Annotated in this window: 14 protein-coding genes and 1 riboswitch; of the genes, 4 read left to right on the top strand and 10 right to left on the bottom strand. The window is 47.9% G+C overall.

The genetic code is table 11. The annotated features are described in order from the left end of the window. Nucleotides 1-5: 5 nt before the first annotated feature. Entirely contained in the window at nt 6-2453 is a 2448-nt protein-coding gene (locus LIX84_RS09545; protein ID WP_226421163.1) for a trimethylamine-N-oxide reductase 2, read from the top strand. A gap of 70 nt (nt 2454-2523) precedes the next feature. Here LIX84_RS09545 and LIX84_RS09540 read toward each other — a convergent pair whose 3' ends face one another. The 8 genes from LIX84_RS09540 to thiD all read right to left on the bottom strand — a co-directional run bounded on the left by LIX84_RS09540 (nt 2524) and on the right by thiD (nt 9010). After that, nucleotides 2524-3249 (bottom strand): phosphatase PAP2 family protein, encoded by a 726-nt coding sequence (locus LIX84_RS09540; protein WP_005487073.1) that lies wholly within the window; start codon nt 3247-3249, stop codon nt 2524-2526. A gap of 182 nt (nt 3250-3431) precedes the next feature. Further along, complete coding sequence (gene thiE / locus LIX84_RS09535) at nt 3432-4046, bottom strand: thiamine phosphate synthase (protein WP_226421162.1); 615 nt, start codon at nt 4044-4046, stop codon at nt 3432-3434. 62 nt (nt 4047-4108) lie between these two features. Beyond that, the gene (gene thiM, locus LIX84_RS09530; RefSeq protein WP_226421161.1) at nt 4109-4900 is read right to left on the bottom strand and encodes a hydroxyethylthiazole kinase; all 792 of its coding nucleotides are present in this window, start codon (nt 4898-4900) and stop codon (nt 4109-4111) included. Nucleotides 4901-4918: 18 nt separating this feature from the next. Beyond that, a complete protein-coding gene (tenA, locus tag LIX84_RS09525) occupies nt 4919-5581 on the bottom strand; it encodes a thiaminase II (protein ID WP_226421160.1) in 663 nt (220 codons plus the stop codon). Between the two features lie 54 nt (nt 5582-5635). Next, a complete protein-coding gene (locus LIX84_RS09520; RefSeq protein WP_226421159.1) occupies nt 5636-6586 on the bottom strand; it encodes an ABC transporter substrate-binding protein in 951 nt (316 codons plus the stop codon). A gap of 22 nt (nt 6587-6608) precedes the next feature. Then, the gene (locus LIX84_RS09515) at nt 6609-7409 is read right to left on the bottom strand and encodes an ABC transporter permease (protein WP_005391855.1); all 801 of its coding nucleotides are present in this window, start codon (nt 7407-7409) and stop codon (nt 6609-6611) included. Further along, nucleotides 7402-8160: an ABC transporter ATP-binding protein gene (locus LIX84_RS09510; RefSeq protein WP_226421158.1), complete on the bottom strand. Its 759-nt coding sequence runs from the start codon at nt 8158-8160 to the stop codon at nt 7402-7404. The genes LIX84_RS09515 and LIX84_RS09510 overlap by 8 nt, the downstream gene beginning before the upstream one ends. Further along, nucleotides 8150-9010: a bifunctional hydroxymethylpyrimidine kinase/phosphomethylpyrimidine kinase gene (gene thiD, locus LIX84_RS09505; RefSeq protein ID WP_226421157.1), complete on the bottom strand. Its 861-nt coding sequence runs from the start codon at nt 9008-9010 to the stop codon at nt 8150-8152. Before thiD ends, LIX84_RS09510 begins: the two co-directional genes overlap by 11 nt. A 96-nt stretch (nt 9011-9106) precedes the next feature. After that, nucleotides 9107-9214: riboswitch (TPP riboswitch) on the bottom strand. Between the two features lie 312 nt (nt 9215-9526). Between thiD and LIX84_RS09500 the strand changes: the two genes are divergently transcribed. Continuing rightward, nucleotides 9527-10912, top strand: coding sequence for a TldD/PmbA family protein (locus LIX84_RS09500; protein ID WP_048625558.1), 1386 nt, complete (start codon nt 9527-9529; stop codon nt 10910-10912). After that, complete coding sequence (locus LIX84_RS09495) at nt 10912-12255, top strand: TldD/PmbA family protein (protein ID WP_226421156.1); 1344 nt, start codon at nt 10912-10914, stop codon at nt 12253-12255. Before LIX84_RS09500 ends, LIX84_RS09495 begins: the two co-directional genes overlap by 1 nt. 82 nt (nt 12256-12337) lie before the next feature. Here the strand turns inward: LIX84_RS09495 and trmY are convergent, their stop codons facing one another. Then, nucleotides 12338-12937 carry a tRNA (pseudouridine(54)-N(1))-methyltransferase TrmY gene (gene trmY, locus LIX84_RS09490; RefSeq protein ID WP_053809662.1) on the bottom strand — a complete coding sequence of 200 codons (600 nt, stop codon included), beginning with the start codon at nt 12935-12937 and terminating at the stop codon, nt 12338-12340. A 160-nt stretch (nt 12938-13097) separates the two neighbouring features. Here trmY and LIX84_RS09485 point away from each other — a divergent pair, with 160 nt between their 5' ends. Next, complete coding sequence (locus LIX84_RS09485; RefSeq protein WP_046875566.1) at nt 13098-13622, top strand: DUF3087 domain-containing protein; 525 nt, start codon at nt 13098-13100, stop codon at nt 13620-13622. Nucleotides 13623-13686: 64 nt separating this feature from the next. Here LIX84_RS09485 and LIX84_RS09480 read toward each other — a convergent pair. Beyond that, nucleotides 13687-13906: hypothetical protein (locus tag LIX84_RS09480; protein ID WP_226421155.1), on the bottom strand; the 220-nt coding region annotated here is incomplete at its 5' end.

Here is a 13906-nt window from a genome sequence, read left to right as displayed (position 1 = left end):
AGATTATGACTAATTTAACCCGTCGTGGATTTCTAAAAGGCACAGGTATGGCGGCTGGCGCCATGGCATTTACTTCTTTTGCACCTATGTCTGTTGCGTCTTCAAACCAGCGTGGTAAGGGCATTTTGACAGCGGGCCGCATGGGCCCAATGTTATGTGAAGTGAAAGATGGCAAGCTAGTATCGACTACTAATGCTCTGCCACAAACTGTACCAAATAGTCTACAAACTACTGGGCCTGACCAAGTGCATACCAAGGCGCGTGTGAAGTACCCAATGGTACGTAAAGGCTACTTGGCAAACCCATCGTCGCCAGAAGGTGTGCGCGGTAGTGATGAGTTTGTGCGTGTGTCTTGGGATGAGGCTTACAAGCTGATCCACGAACAGCACATGCGAATTCGCAAAGAATATGGCCCGGCTTCTGTGTTTGCAGGCTCTTACGGCTGGCGTTCAAGTGGCGTACTGCACAAAGCACAAACCTTGCTGCAACGTTACATGAGCATGGCGGGTGGCTATTCAGGCCACTTGGGTGACTACTCAACGGGTGCTGCGCAGATCATCATGCCGCACGTTGTGGGCTCTATCGAAGTGTACGAACAACAAACCACGTACCCAGTGGTGCTAGAGCATAGTGATGTAGTGGTTCTTTGGGGCTTAAACCCAATTAACACTCTAAAAATCGCGTGGAGCTCAACAGACTGTGCTGGTCTTGAGTTCTTCCATCAATTGAAAAAATCAGGCAAGACGATTATTGCGATTGACCCTATTCGTTCTGAAACCATCGAGTTCTTTGGCGAGAATGCGGAGTGGATTGCTCCTCACCCAATGACCGACGTGGCAATGATGATGGGTATCGCACACACCTTGGTGAAACAAGGTAAGCACGATAAAGCCTTCCTCGATAAATACACCGCAGGTTACGACAAGTTTGAAGCGTACCTGATGGGCGAAGAAGATGGCGTAGAAAAATCAGCAGAATGGGCATCACAAATCTGTGGCGTACCTGCGAAGCAACTTGAGCTATTGGCTGACATCTTCAGTAAAAACCGCACCATGCTGATGGCGGGTTGGGGCATGCAGCGCCAACAATACGGTGAACAGCGTCACTGGATGCTGGTTACACTGGCAACGATGTTGGGTCAAATCGGTTTACCGGGCGGTGGTTTTGGTTTCTCTTACCACTACTCAAACGGTGGTAACCCTGCTCGTGACGCTGGCGTGCTTCCTGCGATTTCAGCATCACTGGGTGGCGGCTCTTCTGCGGGTAACGACTGGGCGGTATCTGGCGCGGTGCAAAGCTTCCCTGTGGCGCGTATTGTCGAGGCGTTGGAAAACCCAGGTCAATCCTACCATCACAACGGTCATGAACTGACGTTCCCAGATATCAAGATGATTTGGTGGGCAGGTGGTGCGAACTTTACTCACCACCAAGACACCAACCGCTTGATTAAAGCGTGGCAAAAGCCTGAGCTGATCGTGATTTCAGAACCTTATTGGACAGCAGCGGCGAAGCATGCGGATGTCGTTCTGCCAATCACCACATCGTTCGAGCGTAATGACTTAACGATGACAGGCGACTACAGTAACCAACACTTGGTGCCAATGAAGAAAGTGGTTGAGCCGCAAGGTGAAGCGCGTAATGACTTCGACGTATTCGCGGACATGGCGGAGATGCTAGCACCGGGTGGCCGTGATGTGTACACCGAAGGCAAAACCGAAATGGAATGGCTGTACGGCTTCTACAAGGCGGCGCAACAAGGTGGCCGTGGCTCTCGCGTAGCAATGCCGAACTTCAGCAAGTTCTGGGAAGATAACCAACTGATCGAGATGAAGTGGAACGAGAAGAACGCACAGTTTGTTCGTTACGCGGATTTCCGTGAAGACCCGATCATGAATCCGCTAGGTACGCCAAGTGGTAAGATCGAAATCTTCTCGAAAACGATTGAAGGTTACCAGTTGGAAGACTGTCCTCCACACCCAACGTGGATGGCTCCAACCGAGTACACTGGCAATGCAAAAGATGGCGAGTTGCAGCTAATGACCGCGCACGCAGCGCATCGTCTACACAGCCAGTTTAACTACGCGAAGATTCGCGAAGAGTACGCAATTGCAAACCGTGAGCCTATTTGGATTCACCCTGAAGATGCGAAAGCGCGTGGTATTAAAACGGGCGATCTAGTTCGTGCGTTTAACAACCGTGGCCAAGTATTGGTTGGCGCAGAAGTGACTGACCGAATCAAGCAAGGTTCAGTGTGTATTCATGAAGGTGGTTGGCCGGATTTGGATCCGAAAACCGGCATTTGTAAGAACGGCGGTTGTAACGTGTTAACGTTGGATATTCCGACCTCTCGACTTGCAAACGGCTGTGCGGCGAACTCGGCACTGGTTCGTATTGAAAAATACACTGGCCCAGAATTAGAACTAACAGCGTTTGAACCACCAAAAAATGGCTAGAAAAAAGTAGCGCTTGAAAGCAAGAAGCCAGCGAATCGCTGGCTTCTTTTTTATCTAGTCATCGTTCACATTAGCGCGAAGCGAGAGAAACAAACGGCATCTGTTTCTTAATCTGAAATGTCGGGAGTAAAGTAAATACAATCGCGACAAACAAGACCGAACCTATTAAATCTTCAGGGCGATGCATGCCCAGCCATAAGCGGCTATATGCGACGCTCATTCCCCACATCCACAATGACAGTGCAGAGATATAGCACTTGTTCTGTAAGAACAACCCACCAAAGAAAGCCAAACAAATCGAAACGAAAATCGTATGGCCCGACGGGAAAGAATAGTCTTTCTCGCCTTGCCAATGGCGTGTCCGCCAATCACTGACGTGTTCAGAAATCTGGTTAATTACGTTGGCTTGTTGCTTTGTATCTAACTGATAAAACGTTTCTGGTGTTTCAATTAATTGTTCTGCTGCGAGCAATTCCGTGTACGGGCGAGGGCTTTCTGTCATCAGTTTTAGCCCCGTTTTGCTGGCAAAGCCAATCACAAGTAACAGCCCTAACATTGAGAGTTTTTGCATCCACTCAGTGCGACTTGGCTTAAAGCGAAATAAAGAAAGCAGTAGCAGTGTTAAGGTAATTAAAAAGCCTTTGCTGCCAGCAGAGTCAGTGAGCAAAGTAAAAGTAATACCCAGACTTTCAGGCACCTGTGAAGTGAGATCGTGATAAGAGCCAAACAGCGACATTGGGATGATGCCAAGAACAAACAAGGCGAGCATCATCAATCCATATTTTTTGGTTTTCATTGAGAGCGTTTTGTTTTTATTGAGGGTTATTCAACCACGTGAAAATAAGGGACTTATCTTACGTTATCTGGCGTGAAAAACTTATCAACGCTTTGTCAATTTGACGAGAGAATGAAGGTTGAGTGATGAATTGATGACATTTATCCGGAAGGTAAAGGCGCTCATCCTTAAGCGCTGGGGTCTTAATCCATCAGAGAAAGTAAGTATTCTGCTGCTTTGGTTGGGTTTTCTGCATGACAAATGGCAGAAACCAAAGCCAAACCATGTACACCTGTCGCACTCAGGGCAGGAATGTTGGTTTCGTTGATGCCACCAATAGCGACGATTGGTAAGGACGTGGTGTTCAACGCCATCTTCAAACCTCCAATACCCCAGTGTTTTTTGGTGTTGGTTTTGGTCGGCGTAGCGAAGAGGGCACTCAAACCGATGTAATCAATGGGCAGAGAATCCGCCTCTGCCAGCTGCTCTTCAGTCTCAATCGATAAGCCGAGAATCTTGTTTGGGCCAATCAATTGACGAGCGATCTCTGCTGGCATGTCTGACTGTCCGAGGTGAACACCATCAGCATCAACAGCAAGGGCAACATCAACACGATCATTGATGATTAACGGGACTCCAGTGCCTTCAAGGATCGTCTTGACGGCTTGAGCACGTTCGATAAACGCACGTACATCACCGTGCTTTTCGCGAACTTGCACCATGGTCACGCCACCTTCTACCGCCATTCTTACAACGTGTTTGAGAGTGGGTAAATCTTGTTGGTCGTCGGTGACCAAATACAAACGATAGGCGTTCATTGTGTTTCCTTTGGGCCTCTCTCCTAGATGGAATGAGACGCCGGTATTTGTTAGAGAAAAGCTTAGCTCACTTGCAGCTTTAAGCGTTTTGCCAGCGTTTCTTCATCCAGTTGGTAAAGCTCATCCAAAAGATGCATTTGCAAGCTACCTGGCCCTCGCGCTTGCTCAGCCGCAATTTCACCCACAACGCCAAGCACCGCTGCCGCAGCAAGGCCTGTTTCGTCGCCGATTGCTGCGAAAGCGCCAGTCAGTGCCGTCAGTGTGCAACCCATGCCCGTTACGTATGGCATCATCTCGTGACCATTATTCAGCTGGACGGTTTGCTCTTTTGTCACTATGTAGTCAGTTTCGCCGGAGATCACCACGCTCGCTCCGTATTCTTCAACTAAGAAGTGAGCCGCCCCAAGGGCCGCATCACTACTGTCGAGTGCATCTACACCTTTGCTTTGCGCTTGCTCACCAGCGAGAGCAATGATTTCGGAAGCATTACCACGAATGATTAACTTGTTTGCAAGGCGGGCGATTTCGCGCGAGGTTTCGGTGCGCAGTGAACTTGCGCCGCAACCGACAGGGTCGAGCACAACGATTTTACCGTTCGAGTTGGCTTGCTCTACGGCGTAGCTCATGCGCGGTGTCCAAACGCTGTCTAGGGTGCCGATGTTGATCACCAAAGCGCCAGCAAACGACATCATTTCTGCCATTTCTTGCTTTGAATGCGCCATGATAGGCGAAGCACCGATAGCCAATAAAGCGTTCGCCGTGTTGTTCATCACCACGTAGTTGGTAATGTTCACGACTAAAGGCTTTTGCTGACGCACTGCGGTTAATGCTTGAGTGATTTGTTCTATTAACATGAGATTCTCCAATTAACCTTATTGCGCGTTTAGACCTTGTTGCCAAAACGCCACTTCCATACGCGTTGCGGTTTTGAAGACCTGAATTAGGTTTTGACCGCGCTGGCTGTGGATGTCGATTTCAGCCAGCAGCTGGTTAAAGTGTTCGGCCCCACTTGCCACGCCTGATTGGAATTCTTCACCGCCGTACAAGTTAATCCAACTTGCGTAAGGATTGCCTTCGAATACCGTGTTTTCATCTTCAATCAGCATTTTACCAATGACGGCGTAGCCGATGGAGCAAGGGGCGAGCGCGGCATACAAGTCAACTAAGTCGCCCGTCATGCCCGCATCCAATACGTAGCGCGTGTAAGCCACCGTACCAAAATCTTCCGGCTCGTTTTCGAGAACAGATTCCGTCAATCCCCACTGACCGCAGTAGGTAACATGGTGGGCAATCTCTGAATCTAAAAGCGCATGTACGCTTGGTAGTGCGCGGCGCATGTCGTCTAACGTACGCGCTTTGTAGATTGCCAGCGCATAAGCTCGCGCGTACTGTTTTAGGAATAAGAAATCTTGCTTCAAGTAATGTAGAAAATAAGGTTGAGCCAGTGTGCCTTTGGCCAATTGCTGCACGAAGGCATGTTCTGTGTATTCTTGCCAATCTTGGCGGCAAGCGTCGATCAAATCTTGGTATTTCATTATGGGTATCTCGTTATCAAAAGACCCTAGGCTTAGATCCTAAGGTCAGTAGAATTAGTCAAAGTTCGGTACGTAATCTTTCGCTTTTGGCAGTGTTTCGATGATGTTTTGTGAATACATGAATTCGGCATAATCATCGTAGCGTTTTAGATCGACTGCTGATGGACGAAGCGCGAAACGAGTTAGCGTGTCATTCCAAGCGCGTTGGTTAAGCTCGTTGTTGAGTGTGTCTGGTGAATAAGCCACAAACTCTTTCCAAGATTCTTTTGGATGGTTAACAATGTAAGTGGTTGCTTGCTCCAGCGCTTTGTTGAACGCTTTAATAGCCGCTTTGTCGTAGGTTTTTGCATTCGCCACAAACACCAGTTCGTCATACGCTGGTACGCCGTGTTCCTCTGGGAAGAAGGCTTTGGCTTTGTAGCCTTCTAGCGCAAGTTGGTTGGTTTCGAAGTTACGCAAGCCGCCCCAAATAGCGTCTACTTTACCGGATGCGAGAGAGGAAGAGAGTGCCCAACCGACGTTGATGATTTGCACGTCAGAAAACTTCACGTTCTCCTGTGCAAGCATGGTGCCGATTGTCGCCTCTTCGTTACCTGCGATAGCAATACCGATTTTCTTGCCTTTGAGGTCGCCAAGGTTATCGTTCTTGCCGTTATCCAACACCATCAATGTGTTGAGGGGAGTAGCAATCAAGGTCGCAGAGCGAATTAATGGCAAGCCAGCCGCTACGTCGATGGTTAAGCTCGGCTGGTATGAAATCGCCATATCGACTTTGCCAGCCGCAACTAGTTTGGGTGGTGTGCTTGGGTCGGCGGGTTCTTGGATATCTACCTTCAAACCTTGCTGTTTAAAGTAGCCGCGCTCTTGTGCGATCACGATAGGGCCATGGTTCGGGTTAACGAACCAATCCAGCATTAAAGTCAGCTCTTTTTCGGCAGCAAGTACGTTAGTTGAAACCATTGAAGCGAGCAGAGCAGCAGCGCTCATAAGTTTGTTTTTATTCACGGGGTTCTTCCTTTTTCTTTCCCTATTTGTTTTCCCAGGGAATGGCTTTTTTCAGTAATTTGTCAGTGGTGAAATAGAGTGCGATAGACAGCGCGGCGAGAATAAACAGTGCCGCGAACATCTCATCGATGATCATGCGAGCGTTGGCTTGCAGCATCAGATAGCCCAAGCCCTCACTTGAGCCGACCCATTCACCTACCACGGCACCAATCGGCGCAATAACCACGGCAACACGAATACCAGACGCTAACGTTGGTAGGGCGGCAGGGAGTTGAATATGGCGCAGTAATTGCCATTTCGATGCGCCCATGGTTTTGGCAAGATCGAGGTAACCAGTTGGTGTATTGCGTAAACCGTCGTAGCAACATGTCGTGACGGGGAAAAAGATGATGATCGCCGCCATTACTACTTTCGATGCGATGCCGTAACCGAGCCACAGCATCAACACGGGCGCGATAGCAAATACTGGAATGGCTTGGCTAGCGATAAGAATCGGCAATAGCCAGCGTTTGAGCGGCTCGAACATCAGCATTTGCAAAGCGAATAGCAAACCCATCGATAAGCCGAGTGCGAGGCCAAGTAGGATCTCTTGTGCCGTTACCCAAGTGTGTTTGAGTAGCACGTCGTATCGAGTGACTAATCTATCCAATACTTCAATTGGCGAAGGCAAGATGAAGCTTGGCATGTCAAACACCACTACAATGAGTTGCCACAAACCTAAGATCACGGCTGCGCTGATCAGCAGACGCAACGCCGGATGAGTTACGCGTTCCTTTTTACTAATACGCGCCGAAACGGAGTTGTACTGAGTCATATCACTCATAGTCTTTCTCCAACTGATCCAAAATCGCCTGCTGTAGCGCTGCGCACTCTCCATCGAGAGATCTTGGTGGCTTGGAGTCCGGAACAACCAAGTGCTGCGCTTGAGCAGGCGTGCCTTGCAACACATAGAGTTGGTGTGACAATCGCACCGCTTCTTGTGGGTCGTGCGTAATCAAGACAACGGTTTTGTCCTTTAGTAGCTCGGCAGAGAGAGTTTGCAATTTGTGGCGAGTCACGGCGTCCAATGCCGAGAAAGGTTCATCCATCAAAACCAAAGGTTTGTCTTGCATCAGAGTGCGAGCAAGGGCTACGCGCTGTCGCATACCTCCGGAGAGTTGAGCGGGTTTGGCGTAAGCGTAATCTGCCAACCCAACGTGCTCTAACAAGTTGAGAGCGCGTTGTTTCTCATCCGCTGGATTTGAATTGGCGTGAGAAAAGCGCGAGCTGAGGCAGACGTTATCCAGCACGTTAAGCCACGGTAGCAATAAATCCTGCTGAGCCATGTAAGCGATACGGTCATGCAGTGCAGCGCCATCGGTTGTGATGAGTTCGCCATGCCAGTCAACTTGGTCATCCAGTAGGCCTGCTAAGTAACGCAATATTGTGGTTTTCCCGCAGCCACTTCGTCCGAGTAATACCGTCCATTGACCGACAGGAATGGTCATGTTCACTCCCGCTAAAGTCGGTGTTTGGCTGTCTTTGTATTGCAAACTGGCGTCGGAAAGCTGAATGCCAATCGCGTTAGCGAACATAAGTATGACCCGAAAAAAAGTGATTCACAGGGCCGTGACCTTTACCGACATCCAATTCATCAGCGTGTGCGATAGCTTGGCTGATGTACTGCTTACCAAGGTGCACCGCTTTGTGTAGGTTGTTGCCTTGGCTAAGGTAAGACGCAATGGCGGAAGACAGTGTACAGCCCGTACCGTGGGTGTTTTTGGTCGGAAAACGCTTGGCGCTGATTAACTCGGCACAGTCTTGCATGATTAGCAGATCGTTGCTGTTTTCATTTTCTTCAAGATGACCGCCTTTGAGCAGAATAGCTTTGGCACCAAGTGCACGAAGGTCGGTAATCATATCGTTCATTTCAGATTCTGATTGAGGCACTGGCTTACCCGTCAATGCTGCACCTTCTGGCAGGTTAGGGGTGATGATGTCTGCCAGTGGAATTAACTCTTCTTTTAATGTGCTGATTGCTGATTGCTCAAGTAGCAAATCGCCGCTGGTGGCGACCATGACGGGATCAATCACAAGATGTTTAGGTTGGTATTGCTTAATCTTGTCTGCAACGACTTTGATGATGTTGGAATCTGCCAGCATGCCCACTTTGACTGCAACGATGTTGAGGTCGGTAAACACCGCATCGAGTTGGCTTTCAACGTGATCAAGTGGGATAGGGAAAATGGCAGAAACGCCTTGCGTGTTTTGCGAAGTGATGGCGGTAATCACTGAGCAGGCAAAGCTGCCAGTTGCGGACATCGCTTTGATATCGGCTTGGATGCCTGCGCCGCCGCCGCTGTCGGAGCCTGCGATGGTTAAGACAACAGGGGTGGTTATAGGTGATTGTGCCTGGTGTAACGATGGCTGTGATTGCTGCGTCATGGTCGCTCCTACTACAAGACGTATAGGAACTAACTTTGACCGTTGTGGATAGATCGATTGTTCGATCGTTTCGCTCGCCAAAGAGGAGCGGCGAAAGGCAAAGTGCGCATAGTTCCCTACGTCAGTGCTAACTGAATCAGGTTCAACGGGTCTCGAATCTCGATCTCAGCCAACGCTTATCGCGTGGCCCCCCGACTATTTCGCTCGGATGATAGCAGGACCCTTGTAGAAGAGATACGTTTTTTGAGAGTAATTATTATTGAGTATTCAATTATGCGAGGTGAGTGATAGAGTAAGCATCTAAATGGTTCGTCGTGTGGAATTTACTAGTGCAACGCTCTGGTGAAAGAGCTGAACCTGGAATATTTAATAAATAATCGTGGTCTCGCTAAGCAAGGATTAGCACAAAACAAGGTTAAAAAACTGTTAAAATTTAACGCGTTGCCAATTTAACTGTGTTGAACTTTTCGACAGTTAATTAGGAAGGCTAAGACGATCATCGAGCAAGGAGACTTCATGCTTAATTCTGCAACAGCGAAGTCAGTGATCGATCACGCTCTCTTTTTAGGGGCTGATTTCGCTGAACTATTCGTTGAACATCATCAAACTAACACCGTCCAGATCGCATCTGGTGAGGTGGATAAGATCAATTCGGGGATTGATTTTGGTATCGGCATTCGCCTCTTCTTCGGTCACAAAGTGCTTTATGGATACACCAATAGCACGGACGAAGCCGAGCTAAAACGCGTAACGTCATTGCTTGCGGCAAAAGACAAGCGTGAACAAATCGCGTCAGCAGGTTCTTTGAATTTGAACCGCTACCCAATCCAACACGGTTGCCGCATGCCGTTAAGTCAGGATGCCAACTTAGATTCAAAAATCGCGTTTCTATTGAAAGTTGACCAAGCTGCGCGTGCAGAAAGTGAGTACATCAGCCAGTTCATTGGTAGTGTGCTTCAGCGCGAGCAGCAAGTGTCTATCTTCAACTCAGAAGGTTTGCATGTAGACGATACGCGTCACTACATTCGTGTGGCGGGTAACACCGTTGCTCAAAAAGGTAATGAGCAGTCTTCTGGTATGGAAGGTCCTGGCGCTCTTGCTGGTTGGGAGTTCAGCGAACAGCTTGATGCGAAAGAGCTGGGTCAAACTATCGCGCAGCAAGCGTTAGTGAAACTTGGCGCGGATGCTTGTCCATCAGGTGAAATGCCAGTGGTAATTGGTAACGGCTTTGGCGGCGTTATCTTCCATGAAGCGTGTGGTCACTTACTCGAAACCACTTCGGTTGCGAAGAAAGCGTCCGTATTCCACGACAAAATGGGCGAAATGGTTGCTCACACTGCAGTGAATGCTGTCGATGATGGCACCATGACCAACGAATGGGGCTCGATTCATGTTGATGACGAAGGCATGAAGACTCAGCGAACTCAATTGATCAAAGACGGTAAGCTAACCAGCTTTATGGTCGATAAAATGGGTGGCATGAAGACAGGTTATGAGCCTACGGGTTCTGGTCGTCGTCAGAACTACAAGTTCGCACCAACCTCGCGGATGCGTAACACCTTTATCGAAGAAGGCGAGCATTCACTTGACGACATGCTGGCAGGTATCGAACGTGGTATCTATGCGAAGAAGATGGGCGGCGGCTCGGTTCAACCGGGAACGGGCGAGTTTAACTTTGCTGTTCGTGAAGCTTACCTCATTGAAAATGGCAAAATCACCAAACCTCTGAAAACAGCAACGCTGATCAGCACGGGTCCAAAAGTGTTGAAAGAAATCAGCATGGTCGGCAAAGACATGGCGCTTGCGCCGGGCATGTGTGGTTCAGTAAGTGGTTCAGTACCAACAACAGTCGGTCAGCCAACACTGAAAGTAGATAATATTCTGGTAGGAGGCGGTAACTAATGAGCCAAGAAAAACAACTTCTTAATGCGGTTGATTACGTACTATCAGAAGCAAAGCGTCAAGGCGCAGAAGCGGACGTCATTGTAAACTGCAACAGCAGCTTTTCGCTGAAAGCAAACCAAGGCAAGCTGGATGAGTACAAAGTAAGCTCAAGTCAAGTGCTGGGTGTTCGAGTTATTAAAGATGCTCGTGTCGCGACAAGTTATTCTGAATCACTCGAGCAACCAAGTTTAGATTTGATGCTCACAAACGCGCTGCAAAGTGCTCGCTTTTCCAAGCAAGATGAACATCAGAGCATTAGTTGCGTGAACAGCCAAATCACCACTGATATTGCAGAAATTGCGCAAGACGATACCACATCGGTCGATGAGAAAATTGAACTGTCCCTTGCGCTTGAGCAAGGTGTTGTGGCTCTGCCTCACGCTTCAAGCTCACCATACAATGGTTACAGTGACGGTGAAACTCAGCTCATCATCGCGAATACTCAAGGTACGTTATGTCAACATTTCGAGCGATCGTTCACTTGTTACGCGTATACCCTGTTTGAAAAAGACGGCAAACAGTCGATGGCAGGTAGAATGTCGCTAGGTCGCCGTTTTGATGAGTTGGATCCAGCTTATTGTATAGAAGGCGGTTATAACCTTGCTCGTGATCTTCTTGAAGGTGTACCGGTTGCGACGGGTAACTACCCTGCTATTTTCCACATTAATGCGCTAGCAAGTTTATTCGGTGCTTTCGGCAGTGCTTTCTCTGGCGTAAGCGCGATGAAAGGCATTACGCCACTGGGTGATAAGCTTGGTCAAAGCGTAGCAAGTGAACTTCTCACCTTTACCGATGCGGCATACATGCCCAATGGTATGGCTATCGCAGGGTTTGATAGTGAAGGCTTCGCTACTCAAGATAATGTGATGATTGCTAATGGTGAGTTGAAAACCTTGCTACACAACAGCCAGACTGCAAGTTATTTGGGCGCAGTCTCGACAGCAAGTGCAGCTCGCGGTGCTAAATCGAGCTTAGACGTATCAGCCAATCACAAAGTGATTGCGACAGGCAACAGCAGTGCGTCAGAAGTAAAAGCGGGTGAGTACCTAGAGTTAGTCGAGCTTCAAGGTGTCCATTCTGGTGCGGATGCAGTGAGTGGTGATTTCTCATTTGGTGCGAGTGGCTTCTTGTGCCGTGATGGTCAACGTGTTCAACCAGTTCGTGGGATCACGGTAGCGGGTAACTTCTACAAGATGCTGCAAGAAGTTGAGGCAGTAGGTGATACTCAGCTAATCAACGATAGCCGCACTTTCTTCTCGCCAGACGTTCGCTTTGCTCGTTTGAGCATTGGTGGTAAATAAGCGTTGCATAGAAAGTCAGAAACAAAAAAAAGAGGACTCAATCGAGTCCTCTTTCATCATCTAGCAACGTGTACGCGAATAACTAAAATTCGCGGATGTCCAACTCATTGTGGATCAATACCACACACTGAGAAGCGAAAAGCATCTTAGGACCTAAGCTGATCTTCTCAGTACCTAGGCGCTTCAAGCTGTTGAACGACTTCTTCGGCATCGGGATGTGATCGGTTAGCAAGAAACATGGGTTTTCACCAATTTCTGTGTCACGAACAAATTCGCCTTTCTTGTCCAACATATAAAGCTGGTGATCTTCGGCTAGTTCTTGAACCAAGCGTTCGAAGCTCACTGTACGAACGGTGATACCAGGTTCGACTTCACGAAGCTGCTCTTTACCCATACCAACAGATGCGTCCAACGCACGGGCAACGGCAGCGATCAACGTTGACTCGTGAAAACCGCCAATATTGGTAATGTCGTTTGAACGAATGGTAATTGTGCGCGAGTAATCCTTCGTGCTCTCTAATACCAAGTGGACAACCACATCTTCACGGTGAGATTGTGCCACGAACATGGTGTTCATCATGGTATGAGCAAGGATCTCGGTATGCGCCTCGTTACCAACACCTTCTAATAGTGCTTTGCTGGTGGTTGGCGCCGCGCGAGCTCGTAAAACAAAAGAGCGCATGAGTTTAGCCTCTATGTAGGAAGAGTGAATGCGCGGAAGTATATACCCAAGCAGGGAACGGATGCGAGTTTAATAGTAAATGTGAACTTACTTACAAAGCTTCGATTGTCGTGCGGAGTGTGCTGGTTAGAATAGGAGGCAACCCTGTTAGGAGCGGTATATGGAAATCAAAAAGATAAATAAAGACATTTATAAAAAGAAAGTAAACCTGGTGATTGGCGGTTTTGTTGCGTTGCTCGCTATCTCATCTCTTGCCTTTAGTACCTTGCTTATTGTTTTGTTTGGTAACACTGAAGTCGTACCTGAACAATCAACGGGAAACTTCCATTGGAATTTGATTGGTGTCGTTCTCGCAGTCGCAACTTCCCTCTCTTTATTGAATCAAATTAAAACTCGGCCATACATGGAAGAGGTGTTGTACGTTTGGAAGCTCAAGCAACTGCACAACAAAATATTTCGTAAACTAAAAAGCATTAAAGCAGCCGCGAGCAATGACGATGTAAAAGCGCTCACTACGCTTAAGTTCTATTACAAAACTCAACAACAAGTGTTTGAGTTAGACAACAACACATTGACGATGAGTAGTGTAAATAAAGAATTAGAGGCAATTGAGCAAATCGAAGCGGAGCAATCACTGGATCTTGATATCACCAGCTTTAAAGAGCGCTGGGTAGACACATACTGATTGCTTATTTGCTACTTGAAGTTAACAACTGAGTGCTAAAAATAAGCGTTTGAGTGAGATTTAATCACTCGACGCTTTTTTTTAAATTTTTTTCTAAAAAGGGGTTGCTAAGAAAAATCATCTCCCTATAATGCGCCTCCGTTGTCAGGGCAAAGCGGAAACGCAAAAGCAATTGGCAATAAGGCGAAAGAAAGCTTCTAAAAATTAATTTTAAAAAGTGTTTGACACTAAGAATTAATTCCTTAGAATACGCCTCCGCTTCGATAGCAAAGCTTACGAAGCAA

Origin of the sequence: Vibrio sp. E14 (assembly GCF_020515785.1) — a bacterium.
Lineage (GTDB): Bacteria > Pseudomonadota > Gammaproteobacteria > Enterobacterales > Vibrionaceae > Vibrio > Vibrio diabolicus.
This window is presented reverse-complemented; position numbering and strand designations above follow the sequence as displayed.

Coding starts and splice junctions, on each gene's coding strand:
- LIX84_RS09545 (WP_226421163.1), top strand. CDS start 6: ATGACTAATTTAACCCGTCGTGGATTTCTAAAAGGCACAGGTATGGCG.
- LIX84_RS09540 (WP_005487073.1), bottom strand. CDS start 3,249: ATGAAAACCAAAAAATATGGATTGATGATGCTCGCCTTGTTTGTTCTT.
- thiE (WP_226421162.1), bottom strand. CDS start 4,046: ATGAACGCCTATCGTTTGTATTTGGTCACCGACGACCAACAAGATTTA.
- thiM (WP_226421161.1), bottom strand. CDS start 4,900: ATGTTAATAGAACAAATCACTCAAGCATTAACCGCAGTGCGTCAGCAA.
- tenA (WP_226421160.1), bottom strand. CDS start 5,581: ATGAAATACCAAGATTTGATCGACGCTTGCCGCCAAGATTGGCAAGAA.
- LIX84_RS09515 (WP_005391855.1), bottom strand. CDS start 7,409: ATGAGTGATATGACTCAGTACAACTCCGTTTCGGCGCGTATTAGTAAA.
- LIX84_RS09510 (WP_226421158.1), bottom strand. CDS start 8,160: ATGTTCGCTAACGCGATTGGCATTCAGCTTTCCGACGCCAGTTTGCAA.
- thiD (WP_226421157.1), bottom strand. CDS start 9,010: ATGACGCAGCAATCACAGCCATCGTTACACCAGGCACAATCACCTATA.
- LIX84_RS09500 (WP_048625558.1), top strand. CDS start 9,527: ATGCTTAATTCTGCAACAGCGAAGTCAGTGATCGATCACGCTCTCTTT.
- LIX84_RS09495 (WP_226421156.1), top strand. CDS start 10,912: ATGAGCCAAGAAAAACAACTTCTTAATGCGGTTGATTACGTACTATCA.
- trmY (WP_053809662.1), bottom strand. CDS start 12,937: ATGCGCTCTTTTGTTTTACGAGCTCGCGCGGCGCCAACCACCAGCAAA.
- LIX84_RS09485 (WP_046875566.1), top strand. CDS start 13,098: ATGGAAATCAAAAAGATAAATAAAGACATTTATAAAAAGAAAGTAAAC.